This window comes from Burkholderia sp. Se-20373 (assembly GCF_017104705.1).
In the GTDB taxonomy this organism is placed as follows: Bacteria; Pseudomonadota; Gammaproteobacteria; order Burkholderiales; family Burkholderiaceae; genus Burkholderia.
Genome location: NZ_JAAGPH010000004.1, coordinates 79,433 through 98,321 on the forward strand (window position 1 = coordinate 79,433; position 18,889 = coordinate 98,321).

An 18,889-nucleotide genomic window follows, 5' to 3' on the forward strand; every position below is an offset into this window, starting at 1 on the left:
CACGTTGTTCCCGACGTTGTCGCGACCTCTGGGTGGTCCAGTAGGTGTTCCCGAAAGCGACAGACAGGTAGGCGTTCGCCGGGTTTTCCGGTGAGCTGGCGAATTCGTGACGAATCAGGTCAAATGACCAAGTCGTATGATCGAGGAAGTTAACATGGCGTTTTTAGACGGTCGATCATGGTTAACCCGTCGCTTTTGAATGGTGTAGCCGATGAAATGAGAGCGGTCGTTCCGGCGTGGATGCGAAAGGTGTGATCAAGCCTGGCGCGATGTGGTGAGACATGATTCGAGATCGAATGGTCACGCCGGCGACGACGTTCCTCGACACGTTCAGTCTTACGCTCGGGTTCGCGCATACGGGGCAGGCTCAGTGTGGCGCGAACCAGGTGATCGGGCACGCAAGCTGCTCGCTCGTCATCAGCGCCCGCGTACGGGACCGATTCCCGTGCCGTTGCGTGCGCGACGATCGACATTCCTCGCCGGCGCGGCTGCACGGCGACCGGCGCGCGATCCTCGGACGATTTTTCAAGCCCTTGTCAATTCTGTCCCGACGCCGCGGCGCGCGAGGTTTCCGCACGACGCAGCGTCGTGAGATGCGCGAACGCCATGGCATGCAAGTATTTTCACAGGGGTTCGCGCGCTGAGCCGGGCACGGAAATCGCTCCGCCCCGCAATGAAACGCTGCACGACACATGCCCGTCGTGTTTCGGCGAGGCGCTTCATCCAGCGATTTCGCGATCTATTGTCATGAGGGCAACGCCATGCACACATTCACGAACTGGAGCCCGTTGGTCTCGCTGATCGCCGGGATTCTCATTCTGGTGGTACCGCGCCTGCTGAACTACATCGTCGCAATCTATCTGATCGTCATCGGCCTGCTTGGGCTTTTCGGCCGACATTTCCACTGACGCGCCGCGTCGGCGTCTAGATACGTTCGACGCGTACCTCGACTGAATCCCTGGGCACCGTCAGTCGCGTACGGCCGAGCAGTGCGTCCGTGGGTGCGGTGCCGTCCGGGTTCAACGGCTTTACCTTGTTGAACGTGACGGAAAAGGATTCCGGTGTGACGGTGGCTGATGCATAACCCTGCGCGTCGTGGTCGGCGTGGCACAGATCGGGGTTGTTCGCGATCAGGAAGCGGTCGAGCCTGGCCGGGGTCGCCACGATCGATGCGAGCGGTGTCCCGTTCCACGCGGCTTTCAGGTACGTATAGAAGGACAGGCTGCTGATGCCGGCGCAGACGAAATCGACGATGACCGGCACGCCCGTCGCGGGATCGGGAGCGTCGCGCACGACCCCGCCCTGAAAGGCATGCAGGTCGCCGGTGATCGCGACGACGTTACGGATCCCGTGCTCCCGCAAGTAAGCGAGCAGTTCGTGCTTGTGCGCGGGATAGCCGTCCCATGCGTCGCAATCGACCACGAGGCAGGCCGCCGGCGCCGCGGGTGCGCCCGGCATCACGAACCACAGACGGTTCAACATCACTTCGTTTCCCCAAACTTTCCAGGTGGCCGGCGAGTCCTTCATCAAGGTTTTCCACCATCGTGTCTGTTCCGGGCCGAGCATCGACGGCGGGCGGCCGAGCTGGCGGGTCTCGCGCGCCTCGTCACGTTGCAGCACGTCCTGCTTGACGAAGTAGCGCGAGCCGGCTGCGTCGTCCCCATGCACCGGGTCGTGCCCGTGCGCCCGTGCGACCGCGGCTTCGCTCACGACGTGGTCGTCGCGATACAGCCGCTCGTCCGTCATCACCAGATGCATCAGCATGCCGAAACGAAAATCGCGGTAGATGCGGATGTTCGTGTACGACGGATTGTCCGGCTCGAAGCGCACATCGTCCCAATCCACCGGCATGTATTCGGCCCACGCGCGACTGGCGCTGCGGCGTCGCGAGGTTTCCTGCCGCTCCTCGTTGGTGTAGACCTGATGATCCTGCCAGCAGTCGTCGGAAAATTCGTGGTCGTCCCAGATCGCGATCATCGGCAGGCGCTGGTGCAGCGTCTGCAGGCGCGGATCGGTTCGATAGGTGCGATAGAGCGCACGGTAGTCTTCGAGCGTCTCGGCGTACGCGCGGCCGTCCGCGAGCAGCTTGCCGCCGCTCAGGTGCAGCGGAGGATGCGCCGGCTCGGCGCGGCCCGGGGGAGCGGTCCCGACCGTTTCATAGATGTAGTCGCCCACGTGCACGACGAAATCGAGGTCGCGCTCGTCGGCCAGCAGCGTCATCGCTTGCCAGTGGTTGACGCTCCAGTCCTGGCAGGTGAGCCACGCGAAGCGAACCCGTTCGTTGGCCTCGTTAGCCGCCGGCGCGGTGCGCGCGACGCCCGTCACGCTGACGTCGTCGCCGGCGACGAACCTGTAGTGGTAGGTGGTCTTCGGCGAGAAGGCCGTCACCTTCGCACGCACGGTGAAGTCGTAGATGGCCAGCGCCCGCAGCGGGACGCTCGCGACGAGCGTCGAGAAATCCGCCCGCGTCGACACTTCGAGTCGTAGCGGTACTGCGCGCGCGGCGCCTTTTGCGTCGTGCTGCACACCGCTGGATACCGGAACGCATCGCGTCCAGAACACGATGGAGCGATCGCGCGGGTCACCGCTTGCGACACCTTGCGGGAATCGATGGAGGTTCTTGCGCGCGGGGCTGCCCGGCAGGGCCGCCGGTGAAACGTCGTGCGTGGCGGCGACGGCGGCCGCAATGGTAAAAAAAGCCGACGACTTGAGGAAATGGCGACGATCCATTGATCCTCCCGATCGACATCCCGGGGATGCGGGAAGCGCCGCGGCGGGCGCCCGCTTCTCGCCCCCAACAGCTTGCAATCGCTCCCGCCGCGCGCGGCAGGTGGAGCAGTCGATCCGGAACGTTACTGCGAAGCGCGACGACCGGAAAGTCGTGAGAACCCCATTTCGCATGACCGCACGCCCTCTGGCGGAAGGCTTCTGTCCGCAGGAACGCGCCTTGCTTGATACCGGGCAGCAAACTCGGGGAGTGAGCAATGCACATCGGCCACAGCGTCGGCAAGGCGGCCGCGTGGCTTGCCGTGAGCGTCGCCCTGGCGCTTGCCGCGCTGGTGATCGTCATCGTGACGTTCGACTGGAATCGAGCCCGACCGTGGATCGATGACAAGGTATCGGATGCGATCGGACGGCAGTTCGTCATCAACGGCGACCTGCAGGTCGGGTGGCGTCGGCCCGCGAGCGAGCATGGCTGGCGCGCATGGGTGCCATGGCCACGATTCGTCGCACGTAATGTCACGATCTCCAACCCCGACTGGGCGCGCACGAAGTATTTCGTCACGCTGGACGCGATCAGTTTCGAGGTCGAGGCGCTGCCGCTGATGGCGCGCCGCATCGTGATTCCGGCAATCGATCTGGTCAATCCGTCCGTCGACCTCGAGCGCCTGAAGGACGGGCGAGCCAACTGGACGCTCAAGTTCAAGCAGTCCGCCCAATCGGGCCGATGGACGCTCGACCTGCATGAGATCGCGTTTGCCCAAGGCAATCTCGGCTACTACGACCAGCAGAAGCAGTTCGACCTGAGCGCGGTGATCGACACGCTTGGCCAGCCGATCCCGTTCGACGCGGTGATGAAGCAGCAGGAGGCGTTGGCGCACCACGAATCGGCAAAGGCCGTCGGGCCGGCGGGTCAAAAGAAGCTCGCGGCCCAGGCGCACGCCGGTTCGGCGCAGCCGGTGGTTCCTGCATCGGGTGCCGAAGCGGCGTCACGCGCCTCGGCAGCGGCTTCGCAAGCGTTGGCCGCTGCCTCGCATGCTGCCGCGACGACATCCGGCAGCGCGATCGCCCCGGCCGCATCAGGCACGGCAGCGGTATCGAACGCTCCCGCCACCGCCGCACCGGGGGCGGCGGCCTCGGCGGCATCGCATGCATCGGCGGCCTCGGCGCACGCGGCCACCACCGGCGTCGGCACTTACACGATCGGCTGGACCGTCAAGGGGACCTACAAGAAGGGCAAGGTCGCCGGCACGGGCAAGATCGGCAATTTGCTGGACGTGCGGGGCGCGCAACGTCCGTTTCCGGTTCAGGCCGATTTGCGCTTTGGCGATACGCACCTGGCGCTCGTCGGCACGCTGACGGACCCGTCTCACCTGGCCGCGGTCGATCTCCGGCTGTGGCTTGCGGGCACCAGCATGGCCAAGCTGTATGACGTCACGGGCATCACGCTGCCCGAAACCTCGCCCTATGCGACCGACGGCCGGCTGGTCGGCCAGTTCCGGGCGTCCGGCAACGTCTTCAAGTACGAGAACTTCACGGGACGCGTCGGCGGCAGCGATCTCGGCGGCACGCTGGTGTACGTGTCGCGCGAACCGAGGCCGTTGTTGTCCGGCACGCTGGAGTCGAGGCTGCTGCAGTTCTCCGACCTTGCGCCGCTCATCGGCGCCGACACGAATGCCAGCAAGGCGCGGCGGGGCGCCGCGGTCGCACAGCCCGCGAACAAGGCGTTGCCGGTCGAGACATTTCGCACGGACCGCTGGAAGAAGATCGACGCCGACGTTCGATTCACCGGTCGGCGCATCGTCAAGACCGCGAGCCTGCCGATCACCGACCTGTCGACCCATCTCGTGATGCATGACGGCGTGCTGACGCTCAACCCGCTGAACTTCGGTGTCGCGGGCGGGACGCTGGCGTCGAACATCCACCTGGACGGCAGCGGCGTACCGCTCAAAGGGCGGTTCTCGCTGCAGGCGCGGCATCTGAAACTCAAGCAGTTGTTCCCGACCTTCCCGGTGATGCAAACGGCGCTCGGCGAGGTCAACGGCGATGCCGCGTTATCGGCCACCGGCAATTCGCCGGCGGCGCTCGCCGCGACTGCCAACGGCGAGGTGAAGACCTTGGTGACCGACGGCACGGTGAGCCTCTTGCTGATGGAAGCCGCGGGGCTGAACGTCGCCAACGTGGTGTACGAGAAACTGTTCGGCACACGCGACGTCAAGATCAACTGCGGCGTGGCCGACTTCGTGGCCACCAACGGCGTGCTCGACTCGCGCGTGTTCGCGCTCGACACCGAGGATGCGGTGATCGGAATGGACGGCAACGTGAACCTGCGGGACGAGACCATGAATCTGACGATCCATCCGCATACCAAGGGATTCCGGGTGATTTCGCTTCGCTCGCCGCTGTACGTCACCGGATCCTTCAAGCAACCGCACGTCGGGGTGAAGGCGGGCGCACTGATCGCGCGTGGCGGTGCCGCGGTCGGGCTGGGCTTGCTGAACCCGCTCGCCAGTCTGCTCGCGCTGCTGCAACCGGGCCGCAGCCGCCCGTTGCCGTGCGGGCAGATGCTGGCCGACATGGAGCGGCGCCCGGTCGCGCCGCCGCCGGGTGTCCGGCAGAAGATGAAGGCGGCGCCGGCGTACATGAATGCGCCGGCGGGGGCTTCTTCGGCTTCCGCGCCGGTGGGTGGCGAACCCCGGCATGCGAAGTGAGTGAGGTGGGCGGTAGCTACACAGACGCTTCGCGCCGACGCTGGTGCAACCAGCACGCGTCGCCCAGACGCAAGCGTCGCGGACGCGCGTCGGCCATGCAGCCTAGACGGCCCCGGCAAAGGTGCGGCGCAGGCCGACCGCGGCTTCCCATTGCGCGCCGATCGCCGTTTCCAGCGCGTCGCGGGACCGCAGGTGCGCGTGGCGCGCGGCGAGCACATCGCTCATGTCGGCCTGGCCAGCGTCGTATAGTCTGGCCGCATTGCGTGCGGCGACCTTGCCGGCCGCCTCGGCGCGTTGCCACTCCTGCATCGAGCGATCCGACGCGGACCATCGGGCCAGGCTCGTCTCGACGTCGACGAGCGCCGTCAGCATGGCCTTCTCGTATTCGGCCATCGCTTCCTGCGCGCGCGCATCCTGCACCGCGACGTTGGCGCGAATCCGGCCACCGTCGAGGATGGGCAGCGTCACCGACACGCCATAGCCGACGGCCACGCGAGGCGCGGCGCCATCGCCGACCGCGGCCAGCCTTTCCTTCGTCCCTGCCCACTCGATCTGGAGGCGCGGATAGACCTCTTTCCGGGCGGCGCCGGCACGGGCGAGCGCGGCGTCGAGTGCACGCGCCTGACGCTGCACGTCGGGCCTGCGCTCGAGCAGCGTGGCGGGCAACACCGTCGCGGGCGGCACGGGCAGTGCGGCCGGCACGGTGTGCGCGCCGAGCTCGGGCGCCTGGGGGCTGCCGACGAGCAGCGCGAGCTGATGCAAGCGCACCCGGTGTTCGCCGTCGAGCTGGGCAAGCGACGCCTGTTCCTGCGCCAGCTCGGCACGCCAGCGTTCGACATCCAGCGCCGTTACCTGGCCTGCGGCGAATTTGCGCGCCGCCACGGCCGCCTGCCTTTGCGCAACCTCGAGCGCTTCGCGCTTGAGCGCGGAGCGCCGCTCCAGCGTGCGCAATTCGAAGTAGGCGGTACTGACGTCCGCGGCCAGCGCGATGCGGGCCGCGCGGAGCGCCTCGCGAGCGACATCGCTGTCGGACCGTGCGGCGTCCACCAGCAATGCACCGCGCCCGAACAGATCGACTTCCCACGAGGCACGCAAGCCGACGCCGCTGCGCTCCGCACGCGGATCGACGCTGTTTTCGCGCCCGCGCTCGCCGCGCGCCATCGCATCCAGCCGCGGACGGCGCTCCGCCTCGGCGCTGTCGCCGAGCGCGCGCGCCTGCGCGAGGCGCGCCGCGGCGACCTTCAGGTCACGATTGGCGTCGAGCGCGCTGTCCACCAGTCGATCGAGCACCGGATCGCCAAAATCCCGCCACCACATGTCGCCGACGGCGCCCTGGCTCCCGGGGGACGTTTCGGCCCATTGCGAGGGCGCCGCAACGGCGGGCGTCGTGGCCACGTGGCTGGGCGGGGCGGTTGCACAGCCGCCGAGGGCGAGTGTCGCGGCAACGGCAAGACAGGTCAGCACTCGGTGCGCGGAAACGGGGCGGGAAACAACGGTCGTCATGGGTTTGCCTTGAGTCTTGACATGGAGTTCGCGAAACTATACTGTACGTATAGTTAAGTTTCAATCCCAAGGAGATGCACCATGTCGACTTCCGAGCGACGAGCCGGCCGCACCAGTTCACGCGACCGTCTTCTCGATGCCGCGGCCGAGCTCGTGGCCAGCCAGGGTATCCAGAACCTGACCATTGAAGCCGTGGCCGCTGCCGCGAAGGTCACGAAAGCGGGCCTTGTCTACCATTTCAAAACGCGCGACGACTTGCTGGCTGCGCTGATCGAGCGGGTGGTCGGCGAACTGGACATGCTGGACCTGCGGGCGCAGGAGGCACGTGATGCGCGTGAGGCGGACGATTCCGCGAAGCCGTTGAAGTCGTCGATGGCCGAGCTGTCGAAGCTGACCTTCGACATGCCGGAAGACCGCCGCCTGCTGCTGGCCAACCTGCTGGCCGCCACGTCGTTGTATCCGCATCTGGCCGGTCCCGTGCGGGATTTCTTCTCGCGCAGCTATGCACGGGTTGCGCAAAGCGGCCCCGATGCAGGGCAGGTGCTCGCGCTGGTCGTCGCCCTCGACGGCATCGCCCTGCTCGAAGTGCTCAACCTGCACCGGTTCACGCCCGAGCAGCGCCAAGTGTTGCGCGACACGCTGGAAAGCGCGATTCGCAAGCTTCCCTGAGCTCCCTCATTCATTTCGAAGGTTTTACGATGCATTCCCGTTCCATGCCTCAAGCGGGCAGGCTGGTACTCTGCGCGCTCGTCTCGGCAACGCTGCTGTCGGCATGTCAGCCATCCGCCGCACCGGTTGCCGACGTACCGCGGCCCGTCAAGGTCGAAGTGGCCGGCGGTGCCGGCCAGGCACATGCCGACACCTTCGTCGCGACGCTTCGTGCGCGCCAGCGCACCGACCTCGGCTTCGAGTCGTCGGGCCGCGTCGTCGCGATGCTGGTCGACGTGGGCGATCGCGTTCGGGCCGGGCAGGTGCTCGCCCGACTGGACGAGTCGCCGGCACGCTGGCGGCTCGACAAGGCGACGGCCGATCGTGCCGCCGCCGCCGCGACCCTGGCCGAGCGTCGCACCCACCTGCGTCAGCAGGAGGAACTCGCCCGCGACGGCATCATTTCCGCGCCCGCGTTACAGGCCGCACAGGCGTCGCATCAGCAGGCCGCGAGCCAGCTGGGCGTCGCGGAGGCCGCGGTGGCGAGCGCCCGGCGCGATCTCGCGTTCACGCGCATCACGGCCCCGTTCGACGGCGAAATCGTCGCACGTCAGGTCCAGCCGTTCGTGGATGTCGCCGCAGGCCAGCGCGTGCTGCAGATGGAGGCCGGCCGCGCGCTGGAAGCCGTCGTGATGCTGCCGGACACGATCGCCGCGACGCTTGCACCCGGCGCCGAAGCCCACGCGGTCAGCGGCACGGATCGCGTGACGCTGACCATGGAACGGCTGTCCGGCCGGAGCGACAACGGCTCGCTGGTGCAAGCCATCTTCCGGGTCCAGGGCGCCCCTTCCGGGCTGCGCAGCGGCGGCGTGCTGTCCGTCGCGCTGCCGCGCGGCGACGCGCATGACATCACGCTGCCGGCGGCGGCCGTCATGGCCGGCACGGAAGCCGGCCGAGGCAGCGTCTTCGTCATCGACGGGGCCAGCCAGACGCTGAAGCGTCGCGCGATCCGCACGGACGGTCAGTTGCTTCCGGGCGGGCGCGTCGCCGTGACGCAAGGCCTGCGCGCCGGCGAGCAGGTGGTGGTCGCGGGGACGGCCGTCCTGAACGAGGGCCAGTCCGTCGTCACGTATCGGGCGCAGACCCTTCTGCAGGGAGCGCGCTCGTGAAGCTGACCCAGGCCGCACTCAATTCCAGCCGGCTCACCTTCTTTGTCGCGCTGCTGATTCTCGTGACCGGCGCGTTCACCTTCCTGACGTTCCCGTCCCAGGAGGAACCTTCCACGACCGTTCGCGACGCGCTGGTGTTCGTCGCGAACCCCGGCGTGCCGGCCGAGCGGATGGAGCAGTTCGTCGCCCGGCCGCTGGAAGAGCGCCTGCGTCAGTTGAACGAACTGAAGCACGTCACGAGCACCGTGCGCGACGGCAGCGTGATCCTCCAGGTTTCGTTGCGTGAAGACGTGCATGCACTGATGCCGGTGTTGCAGCGCATGCGCGCCAAGGTCGACGAAGCGGTGCCGCTGTTCCCGGCCGGCACGCTGCCTCCGCAGATCGACGACGACTTCGGTCGCGTGGCGATCGCGTCCATCGCGGTGACCGCGCCGGGGTTTTCGATGAGCGAGATGCGCGAACCGCTGAAGCTGCTGCGCGAAGGGCTGTACCGCGTGCCCGGCGTGCAGGGCGTCAGCTTTCATGGGCTGCAGGAGGAGCGCGTCTATATCGAATTCGACCGGGCCAGAATGGCGGGGCTGCATTTGTCCACCGCGTCGGTCATGCAACAGCTGCAGAAGCAGAACGTGGTGCAGTCCGGCGGTCGGCTCGTGGTGTCGGGCCTGAACAGCGCGGTCGTCAGCTCCGGCGAAATCCGCTCGCTGCAGGCGCTGCAGGATTTCACGCTCACCGTGCCGCCGGCCGGCGCGCGCGCGGAAGCCGCGCCGGACACCGTGCGCCTGGGCGACATCGCCCAGGTGGAGGTCCGGCCCGTCGACCCGCCCGAGTCCGCGGCGATCTACCGCGGCGAAGACGCGGTCGTTCTCGGCGTCTCGATGCGCAAAGGCCAGAACGTGAAGGCGGTCGGCCAGGCGTTGCGCGCGCGTCTGGACGAATTGAAGCAGCAGTTGCCCGCCGGTTTTTCGCTCGACTACGTGACCTTCCAGGCGGACGTGGTCGAGCGGGAAATGGGCCGCATGAACCAGGTGATGATCGAGACGATCGTGATCGTGATGATCGTCGTCGTGCTGTTCCTCGGCTGGCGCGCCGGCGTCGTGGTGGGCGGCATCGTGCCGCTGACCATCCTGGCCACGCTGCTCGTGATGCGCTCGCTGGGCATCGAACTGCACATCGTGTCGATGGCCGCGATCATCATCGCGCTCGGCTTGCTGGTCGACAACGGCATCGTGATCGCGGAGGACGTCGAACGCCGCCTCGCCGCGGGCGAGGAGCGCCGTCACGCGTGCATCGAGGCAGGCCGTACGCTCGCGATCCCGCTGTTGACGTCATCGCTGGTCATCATCTTCGCGTTCTCGCCGTTCTTCTTCGGCGACACCGCCACCAACGAATACCTGCGCCCGCTCGTGGTCGTGCTCACGCTGTCGCTGCTCGGGTCGTGGCTGCTCTGTCTGACGGTGACGCCGCTGCTCTGCTATTTCTTCCTGAAATCCGGCCATCACGGCGGCGGCGATGCGCACGGGCACGATGCCGACGCGACGGTCAAGCAAAGCCGCTTCTACGGTGCGTATGCGCGCCTGATTCGACGCGTCCTCGATCACAAGGGGCGGTTCCTGGTCGTGATGACCGCGTTGCTGATCGGTGCGCTCGCGATTCTGGCCACGCGTCCGGCCGGGTTCCTGCCGGCTTCCGACCGGCCGCAGTTCCAGGTCGAACTCGAGCTGCAGCCCGGGAGCGATGCGCGGCTCACGCGCGACGTGGTCCGCGACCTGAGCCGTTGGCTCGACGATCGCAAGCGCAATCCCGAGGTGACGACCAGCATCGGCTATGTCGCCGACGGCGGCCCGCGTGTCGTCCTGGTGCTGAATCCGCCGCTGCCTGCGTCGCATATCGGCTACGTCACGGTCAGCGTCGCGAAGCCGCAGGATCTCGACGCCGTGATCGCCCGAACCCAGGCGTGGATGACGCAACACCATCCCGAGGTGCGAACCGATGCGAAACGCTTCTCGCGCAGCGCCCACGACGCGGGCACGGTGGCGTATCGCGTGTCCGGCCCCGACGAGGCCGTGCTGCGCGAGATCGGCCGCAAGATTCAGGCAGCGTTGCATACCCAGCCGGGCATCGTGCAGATCCACGACGACTGGGGGCCGCGCGTGCCGCGTGTCGACGTCGAGATCGACCAGAACAAGGCACGGCGCCTGGGCGTCAGCAGCGAGGACATCTCCACGGCGCTGGCCACGCGCTATACCGGCGTCAACGTGTCGGTGTTGCGAGACGGCGATACGCTGGTGCCGCTGGTCGTGCGCGGTGCGCAAGCCGAGCGCACGCGGCCCGAAGATCTCGCCAATACGCTGATCCATCCGGCTGCGGGCGGCGCGCCGGTTCCGCTGTCCGCGGTCGCGACGGTCACGTTGAATACCGAGCCGTCGACGATTCGACGCCGCGACCTGATGCGCACGCTCACCGTGAAGGGCCGCAATACCCACGGCACCGCGCAGCAGGCGGTCGATCAGCTCGCGCCGGCCATCGGCCGGATCGCGTTGCCGCCGGGGTACCGGATCGAGCTGGGCGCCGAAATCGAGGAGTCCGCCGAGGCCAACGTGGCGCTCGGCGAGTATCTGCCGCATGCGGTGGTCGCGATGCTGGTGCTGTTCATCTGGCAGTTCGGCTCGTTCCGCAAGCTGCTGCTGATCGTCGGGATCATTCCGTTCGCGATGATCGGCGTCGGGCCCGCGCTGATCATCGCCCGCGAACCGTTGGGCTTCATGGCGAACTTCGGCCTGCTGTCGCTGGCCGGGATCATCGTCAACAACGCGGTGCTGCTGCTGGAGCGTATCGAGGTCGAACTGGCGGCCGGCAAGTCGCGCCGCGAAGCGGTCGTCGCGGCGGCCGTGGCGCGCCTGCGGCCGATCGTGATGACCAAGCTGACCTGCATCGCCGGCCTGATTCCGCTGCTGCTGTTCGCCGGCACGCTGTGGACCGGCATGGCCGTCACCATCATGGGCGGGCTGCTGCTCGGCACGTTGATCACGCTCGGCATGGTGCCGGTGCTGTATGAACTGCTGTTCAGCGACAGGCTGTCCGGCTGGAGCCGGAAGTTCTTCGGTTCCGGCGCTGTCGATGCGCCCGGGAAATGTTGAAACGGGTCGCCTGACCCTTTAGCGCCCGTCGATGCGGGCGCCTTGGAAACCCGGGTGCGACCAACAGCACGAGGTCCTCCCGGTGGCTGGCGGTTGCCGGCCGTTTATGAACGAGGTCGCGAGACCTGCCTCTTTTTTTGAATGGAGCTTCACGAATGAACAAGACGTTGATCGCTGCAGCAGTTGCAGTATCGTTCTCCACCGTCGCACACGCGCAAAGCAGCGTCTCGCTGTACGGCGTGCTGGACGCAGGCCTGACCTATCAAAGCAACGTCCAGACCGCATCAGGCCAAGGCAAGTCACGCTTCTCGATGGGTTCGGGCATTGACCAGAGCCGCTTCGGCCTGCGTGGCTCGGAAGACCTGGGTGGCGGCCTGAAGGCAATCTTCACGTTGGAAAGCGGTTTCAACCTCGGTAACGGCAAGTTCGCGAACGGCAACGGCGGCGTGTTCAACCGCCAGGCATTCGTCGGCCTGTCGAGCCAGTACGGTACGGTGACGCTGGGTAAGCAATACGACGCGACGCAAGACTACCTGGCGCCGCTGACGGCAACGGGCTCGTGGGGCGGCACGTACTTCGCACATCCGCTGAACAACGACCGCCTGAGCACGAACGGCGACGTCGCGCTGAACAACACGATCAAGTACACGAGCGTGAACTATGCCGGCCTGCAATTCGGCGGCACGTACTCTTTCTCGAACAGCACGAACTTTGCGAACAACCGCGCATACAGCGCCGGCGTGTCGTACCAGTTTGAAGGCCTGAAGCTGGGTGCGGCGTACTCGCAAGCGAACAACGCAGGCCTGTCCACGTCGGGCGCGGTGAACCCGACCGTCGATACGAACGGCAACGCATTCGGCATTCAGGGCCGCAGCCGCACGTATGGCATCGCGGCAACGTATGCATTTGGCCCGGCACTGGTTGGCGCGGCATGGACGCAATCACGCCTCGACAACCAGACGAACGGTGCCGGTACGCTGCGCGCCGACAACTACGAAGTCAATGCGAAGTACAACCTGACGGCGGCGCTCGGCCTGGGCGCAGCCTATACGTATACGAATGCGAAACTGAACGGTAACAGCGCGCACTGGAATCAGTTCGGCGTGCAAGCCGATTACTTCCTGTCGAAGCGTACGGACGTCTACGCTCAGATGGTGTACCAGCGCGGTACGAAGGGCGCCGGTTTGGGTTCGTCGATCTACAACGGCGATATCAACGCGTTCCCGAGCTCGAAGGTCAGCCAGACTGCCGCAACGGTCGGCCTGCGTCACCGCTTCTAAGCGTCACGGCGGTCGTCCTGCATGGGCTGAATAAATGTACACGATGTGCGTTTTGACGGTAGCCACGCGCAACCTCGACGAACTTCGACACCGATGGCCCGGGCTTCGGTTCGAGTGTGGCATCGACAAGTCCCGTGTCGCAGCCTCGTGCAACTACCAAGTTGCTGCAAGCTTCCCTGTATGGTCAAATGACCATATCAATTGACCAATTTCAGCGTCCCCCCTGACTCGGAAGTCGCGTCTCGGGGGGGGCATGAGTTTGCCTGCCCGGCAGGGTGCGATGAAGGCGAAACAAGCAGGATGGTGGCCGTCGCCCGTCAACTGTCTGCCGACGACGTGATCCACGGCGTCGCTGACTGGCGGTCGACCACGCAGCCCTATCGTTGCGACGAGGGATGAGTCTCGCGGGTTCGAGGCGTCCCGGCATATTCACGCGCGTGATGAGGAGATTGGCGTCGCGCGATTATTCAAACGGGACAGAGGAGATTGGGTATGGAAAGGATCTGGCTTGATGCCTATCCGCCGGGTGTTCCGGCAGAGATTGATTCCAGCGCGTATCGAAACATCAGTGCATTGATCGAACAAAGCTTCAGCCGGTTTCGCGCGAATCCGGCGTTTGCGTGCGATGGCAAGCAGATCACCTATGGTGAACTCGACAGCATGTCCGCGGCACTGGCCGCGTGGCTGCAGTCACGCGGCCTCGAGCGGGGTGCGCGGGTTGCCATCATGATGCCGAATGTGTTGCAGTACCCGATCTCGATTTGTGCAGTCCTGCGCGCCGGCTACGTTGTCGTCAACGTCAACCCGCTCTATACACCCCGCGAGCTGCAACACCAGCTGAATGACAGTGGCGCGGAGGCGATCGTCATTCTCGACGGCTGCACGGCAACGCTGGATGCAATCCTTGCGCACACGCAGGTGCAGCATGTTCTGGTGGCCGCGCAGGGCAACGCTTCCGGCGCGGAACAGACGCCGAGCCCGTATGAGGCATTTGACGATGCGATCGAGGAGGGACGTCGGGGCACATTCGTACCGGCTTCCCGGTCGCCGGACGATGTCGCCTTTCTCCAATATACGGGCGGGACAACCGGCGTGTCGAAAGGCGCGACGCTGTTGCATCGGAACATCGTCGCGAATGTACTGCAGACGGACGTCTGGCTCAAACCCGCTCGCGACTGGCGCCCGGACGTGACGCAGTTCATCACGGTGGCCGCACTTCCGATCTATCACATCTTTGCGCTCAACGTCTGCTGCCTGTTGACGATGCACACGGGTGGGCTCTGCATACTGGTGCCGAATCCGCGGGATATCGGCGGGATGATCGAGTCGCTCGCCGGATACAAGATCACGAGCTTTCCGGGCGTCAACACGCTCTTCAACGCGATGCTCCATCATCCCGACTTCTCGCGCCTCGATTTCTCCAATCTGCTGCTGGCCAACGGCGGCGGGATGGCCACGCAGGAAGCCGTCGCCAGGCGCTGGAAGGCGATGACCGGCGCGCCGATCATCGACGGATACGGGCTGTCCGAGACATCACCTTGCGTCGCGATCAATCCCGTGGCCGATGGCGAGTTCAACGGCACGATCGGCCTGCCGTTGCCCTCCACGGAAGTGTCGATCCGGGACGACGACGGCAACGAATTGCCGCCCGGCGCAGCCGGAGAGCTGTGCATTCGTGGCCCGCAGGTGATGGCGGGTTACTGGCAGCGGCCGGACGAGACCGCGAAGGTGATGACCGCGGACGGCTTCTTCAGATCGGGTGACATTGCGTCGATCTCCGAAGCGGGCTTCGTGCGAATCGTCGACCGCAAGAAGGACATGATTCTCGTGTCCGGTTTCAACGTCTACCCGAACGAGATCGAAGAGGTCGTCGCCAACCACCCCGGCGTATACGAGGTCGCGGCGATCGGCGTGCCCGACGAGCATTCCGGAGAGGCCGTCAAGCTGTTCGTGGTCAGGAAAGATCCGGCGCTCACGTTCGAAGACCTGATGGCGTTCTGTAAAGGCCAGCTGACGGGTTACAAGCGCCCGAAAAGCATCGAGTTTCGCGACAGCCTGCCAAAGAGCAACGTCGGGAAGATCCTTCGGCGCGAGTTGCGGGTGTCGAACCATTGACGTGATCGACCGAGGTGATGCCGGAAGGTCGAGCGGCCGGCATCACCCGTCTCCTGACCGGCACGCGCATGGCAGCACGGAAAAGGTCCGTCGCGCGCCGCGCGCCTGGTGCGGTGGCGCATCAGGCGCGCATGCGACACAAGGTCCTCTCAAGCATCCGCGGAAAGGTAGGCAGGGCCCGCAAGAGCGGGGCTGCCGCCCCATTCGTGTTGCGGGTAAAGACACGTTCCGTCAGACGACTTCGAACAAGCCGGCCGCACCCATGCCGCCCCCCACGCACATCGATACGACGACGTAGCGCGCGCCGCGTCGCTTGCCTTCGATCAGTGCGTGTCCAACCAGGCGGGCGCCCGTCATCCCGTACGGATGGCCGATCGAAATGCTGCCGCCGTTGACGTTGTATCGGGCCGGATCGATTCCCAGCTTGTCGCGACAGTACAGCACCTGGCAGGCAAATGCCTCGTTGAGCTCCCACAGTCCGATGTCGTCGACCGTCAGACCATGAAGCTTCAGGAGTTTGGGGATCGCGTAGAGGGGGCCGATGCCCATCTCCTCGGGCGCATTGCCTACGACGGTCATGCCGCGATAGATGCCCAGGGGCGTTGCGCCGATCTGTTCGGCGGTCTTGCCGTTCATCAGCACGCAGGCGCTTGCACCGTCCGACAGCTGGCTGGCGTTCCCGGCGGTCACCACGCCACCGTCGACCACCGGTGCGAGCGCGGCAAGCGATTCGAGCGTCGTGCCGGGACGATTGCCCTCATCCTGCGTGAGCGTGACCTCCCTCCGCCACGTTTCGCCGGTCGCCTTGTCGACGACCAGCATCTGTGTCGTGATCGGGACGATTTCGTCCGAGAAGCGGCCTTCCTTTTGTGCGGCGGCAGTGCGCAGCTGGGAATCGAGCGCGTACTGATCCTGCACGTCCCGAGCGATCCCGTACTTGCGGGAAACGAACTCGGCGGTCTCGAGCATCGGCATGTAGGCGGCGGGCTGCACGGCCAGCACGTTGGGATCCTGGTCGGCACGCGTCCACTCGAAGTAGCGCGTCTGTACCGCCGAGATGTTTTCCTGGCCGCCCGCGACCACCACCTGCATCCCGTCGCACATGATCTGTTTGGCGGCCGTGGCGATCGCCATCAGGCCCGACGCACATTGCCGGTCAAGCGTTTGCGCGCCGACCGAAGCAGGCAGCCCGGCCGCCAGCACACCTTGTCGGGCGACATTGTTGCCGGCGGTACCCGCGTTGAGCACCGAACCGATGACGGCGTCCTCGATGCGATCCGGTTCGATCCCGGCGCGCAGCACGGCATGCCGGATGGCGTGACCGAGCAGGGTGGGCGAGTGCGTGAGGTTGAATGCGCCGCGATAGGCCTTGCCGATCGGCGTGCGCGCGGTGGAAACGATGACGGCATCAATCATATGACATCCTCATGAATTAAACGAAAGCAACGGAATGGAGGGTTCGCGCACGGATTAGAACCAGTGCTCCGGCATCGTCAGGGGCGTGGTTTCCACGGGATTGAGCACCGCCAGCCACGCGGCCACCTTGGGCATTTCCCACCCGAAGAAGTAGTCGCACGCGGCGAGCTTGCCGCGATGGAAGTCGCTTCCGGCGGGGCCGCTCGCGAGCGTGTTGGCCACGATCGCCTGATCGAGCCAAAGCCAGCCGACGACGACATGGCCAAATGCTTCGAGGTAGGCCGCCGCATTCGCCAGCTGGCGCTCCGGGTCGTCGAGCCGGTGCAACTCGGCGGTGACGAGTCGGATGCGCTCCCACGTGCATTCGAGCGTGCCGGCATGGTCATGGAGCGAACGGATCGACCGTGCGTTGAATACCGTCGCGGCGATTTTCCGGTCGAGCGCATTCATCGCGGCGCCGCCGTTTGCACGCGTCTTTCGACCCAGCAGGTCGAGCGCCTGGATGCCGAATGTGCCTTCGTGTATCGGGTTGAGCCGATTGTCGCGATAGAACTGCTCGACGTTGTATTCGCGCGTGTAACCGTAGCCGCCATGAACCTGAATGGCGAGATCGTTGGCGACGAGACCCCATTGGGACGACCAGCTCTTGACGACGGGGGTGAGCAGGTCAAGCAGGCCGTGCGCTTCTTCGCGATCGTTGGCGTCTTCTTGCGAATGCATTTCGTCGCTCAGTCGGGACGCATACAGACACAGCGCGAGTGCACCGGATACATAGGCCTTTTGCGCGAGCAGCATGCGCCGGACATCGGCATGACGAATGATGGGGACCTGTTCCGACGAGGGCGATCGGTCTCCGCGTGTCCGGCCCTGCAGGCGCGTCATCGCATAATCCAGCGAGTGAAGGTAGCCGGTATAGCCGATCGCGGCGGCGCTGAGGCCGACCGAGATACGCGCCTCGTTCATCATGTGGAACATGTAGGCCAGCCCTTTGCCGGGCTCGCCGACGATTTCCCCGATGGCGCCCGCTTCGCCTTCCGGGCGGTAGCGACCCTCACCAAAGTTCAGCAGGCAATTGACCGTGCCGCGGTACCCCATCTTGTGATTGATGCCGGCGAGTACGACATCGTTTCGCTCGCCAGGCAGCCCGTCGGCGTTGATCAACTTGCGCGGGACGGTGAAGAGCGATATCCCTTGAACGCCCGGAGGAAGTTGGCCGTTTTCATCGGGAATCTTGGCCAATACCAGGTGGACGATGTTCTCGGCAATCTCGTGATCGCCGCCGGAGATCCACATCTTGTTGCCGAACAGGCGGTAGCGGCCGTCCCGGCCCGGAACCGCGCGCGTGCGGATATCGGCAAGACTCGACCCGGCTTGCGGCTCCGACAGGCACATCGTGCCGAAGCATCGCCCTTCCGCCATGGCCTTGACGTAGGGCTCGACCCGGTCGCGCTCGCCGTGGGCCATCAGCAAATTGGCGTTGGCGATCGTGAGAAAGGCGTAGCCCGCGGTTCCCGGATTGGCTGCCAGCAAATACGCCATGCCGGCCCGCTCCACGGTGCTGGGCAGGCTCATGCCGTTCCACTCGTTGGGGAACGATGCGCTGATCAGGCCGGCGGCCGCAAACGCACGCAATGCGACCCCCACTTCCGGGTTGAGGGTGACGCGTTCTCCGTCGAATGCGGGTTCGTTACTGTCGTTCTTCTTGTTGTGCGGTTTGAAGAGATCCGTGGCAAGCGATTCGTACACATCCAGCACGGAGGTGTAGTCGAAGCGGTCCTGCCCGGCAAATCGTGGCCGGCGCGTAAGCGATTCGACCTGCAGCCAGTCGAAAAGAATGAACTCCACGTCGCGGCGGGAGAGGGTGAGTTCGCTAGTCATGGCATCGAGTGAGTGGGGGTCTGGTGTCTTGGCACGATTTCGAATCGCTTCAATAAATTCTGGAATGCGAAATGATGGGTTCGAAGCGATCGAGCCGGGAAACGCTGAAGGACGTCATGGGGTGATCGGCATCGTCCATTCCGCCACGACATCGGGGTGATCGATCACGCATATCCGGAGGCGGCATGCATGGAGCGATTCGCGTGGTTTCCAGGGGACGGCATATCCATACCAATGTTGATCAAATGACCAAGTCATGTGGCCGATGAAGTTAGCATGATGTTCATCGACGGTCGATCGTGGTTAACCCG

12 protein-coding genes are annotated in these 18,889 nt (G+C 65.5%); 8 read left to right on the forward strand and 4 right to left on the reverse strand.

Annotated features, from left to right (window positions below):
• Window positions 1–296 precede the first annotated feature (296 nt).
• Both G3N96_RS02370 and G3N96_RS02375 read left to right on the forward strand, forming a co-directional pair.
• Window positions 297–644 (forward strand): hypothetical protein, encoded by a 348-nt coding sequence (locus G3N96_RS02370; protein WP_206136107.1) that lies wholly within the window; start codon window positions 297–299, stop codon window positions 642–644.
• Window positions 645–761: 117 nt separating this feature from the next.
• The gene (locus tag G3N96_RS02375; RefSeq protein WP_206136137.1) at window positions 762–908 is read left to right on the forward strand and encodes a DUF3096 domain-containing protein; all 147 of its coding nucleotides are present in this window, start codon (window positions 762–764) and stop codon (window positions 906–908) included.
• Between the two features lie 16 nt (window positions 909–924).
• Here the strand turns inward: G3N96_RS02375 and G3N96_RS02380 are convergent, their stop codons facing one another.
• Window positions 925–2,730, reverse strand: coding sequence for an alkaline phosphatase D family protein (locus G3N96_RS02380; RefSeq protein ID WP_206136108.1), 1,806 nt, complete (start codon window positions 2,728–2,730; stop codon window positions 925–927).
• Window positions 2,731–2,984: 254 nt separating this feature from the next.
• Here G3N96_RS02380 and G3N96_RS02385 point away from each other — a divergent pair, with 254 nt between their 5' ends.
• Window positions 2,985–5,432, forward strand: a complete 2,448-nt coding sequence (locus G3N96_RS02385) for an AsmA family protein (RefSeq protein ID WP_206136109.1) — start codon at window positions 2,985–2,987, stop codon at window positions 5,430–5,432.
• Window positions 5,433–5,534: 102 nt separating this feature from the next.
• On the opposite strand, the gene G3N96_RS02390 is transcribed toward G3N96_RS02385, so the two are convergent.
• Window positions 5,535–6,935, reverse strand: a complete 1,401-nt coding sequence (locus G3N96_RS02390) for a TolC family protein (RefSeq protein WP_206136110.1) — start codon at window positions 6,933–6,935, stop codon at window positions 5,535–5,537.
• 81 nt (window positions 6,936–7,016) lie between these two features.
• Between G3N96_RS02390 and G3N96_RS02395 the strand changes: the two genes are divergently transcribed.
• From G3N96_RS02395 to G3N96_RS02415, 5 genes are all read left to right on the forward strand, one after another.
• Complete coding sequence (locus tag G3N96_RS02395) at window positions 7,017–7,604, forward strand: TetR/AcrR family transcriptional regulator (RefSeq protein WP_124579365.1); 588 nt, start codon at window positions 7,017–7,019, stop codon at window positions 7,602–7,604.
• Window positions 7,605–7,633: 29 nt separating this feature from the next.
• Complete coding sequence (locus G3N96_RS02400) at window positions 7,634–8,752, forward strand: efflux RND transporter periplasmic adaptor subunit (protein WP_124579363.1); 1,119 nt, start codon at window positions 7,634–7,636, stop codon at window positions 8,750–8,752.
• On the forward strand, window positions 8,749–11,889 hold the full coding sequence (locus G3N96_RS02405; protein WP_206136111.1) for an efflux RND transporter permease subunit: 3,141 nt from the start codon (window positions 8,749–8,751) through the stop codon (window positions 11,887–11,889). Before G3N96_RS02400 ends, G3N96_RS02405 begins: the two co-directional genes overlap by 4 nt.
• A 155-nt stretch (window positions 11,890–12,044) precedes the next feature.
• Window positions 12,045–13,169 (forward strand): porin, encoded by a 1,125-nt coding sequence (locus G3N96_RS02410; RefSeq protein ID WP_206136112.1) that lies wholly within the window; start codon window positions 12,045–12,047, stop codon window positions 13,167–13,169.
• A gap of 492 nt (window positions 13,170–13,661) precedes the next feature.
• The gene (locus G3N96_RS02415; RefSeq protein ID WP_206136113.1) at window positions 13,662–15,284 is read left to right on the forward strand and encodes an AMP-binding protein; all 1,623 of its coding nucleotides are present in this window, start codon (window positions 13,662–13,664) and stop codon (window positions 15,282–15,284) included.
• A gap of 231 nt (window positions 15,285–15,515) precedes the next feature.
• Here G3N96_RS02415 and G3N96_RS02420 read toward each other — a convergent pair whose 3' ends face one another.
• The gene (locus G3N96_RS02420; protein WP_206136114.1) at window positions 15,516–16,700 is read right to left on the reverse strand and encodes an acetyl-CoA C-acyltransferase; all 1,185 of its coding nucleotides are present in this window, start codon (window positions 16,698–16,700) and stop codon (window positions 15,516–15,518) included.
• Between the two features lie 54 nt (window positions 16,701–16,754).
• Entirely contained in the window at window positions 16,755–18,578 is a 1,824-nt protein-coding gene (locus G3N96_RS02425; protein ID WP_206136115.1) for an acyl-CoA dehydrogenase, read from the reverse strand.
• Window positions 18,579–18,889: the final 311 nt, after the last annotated feature.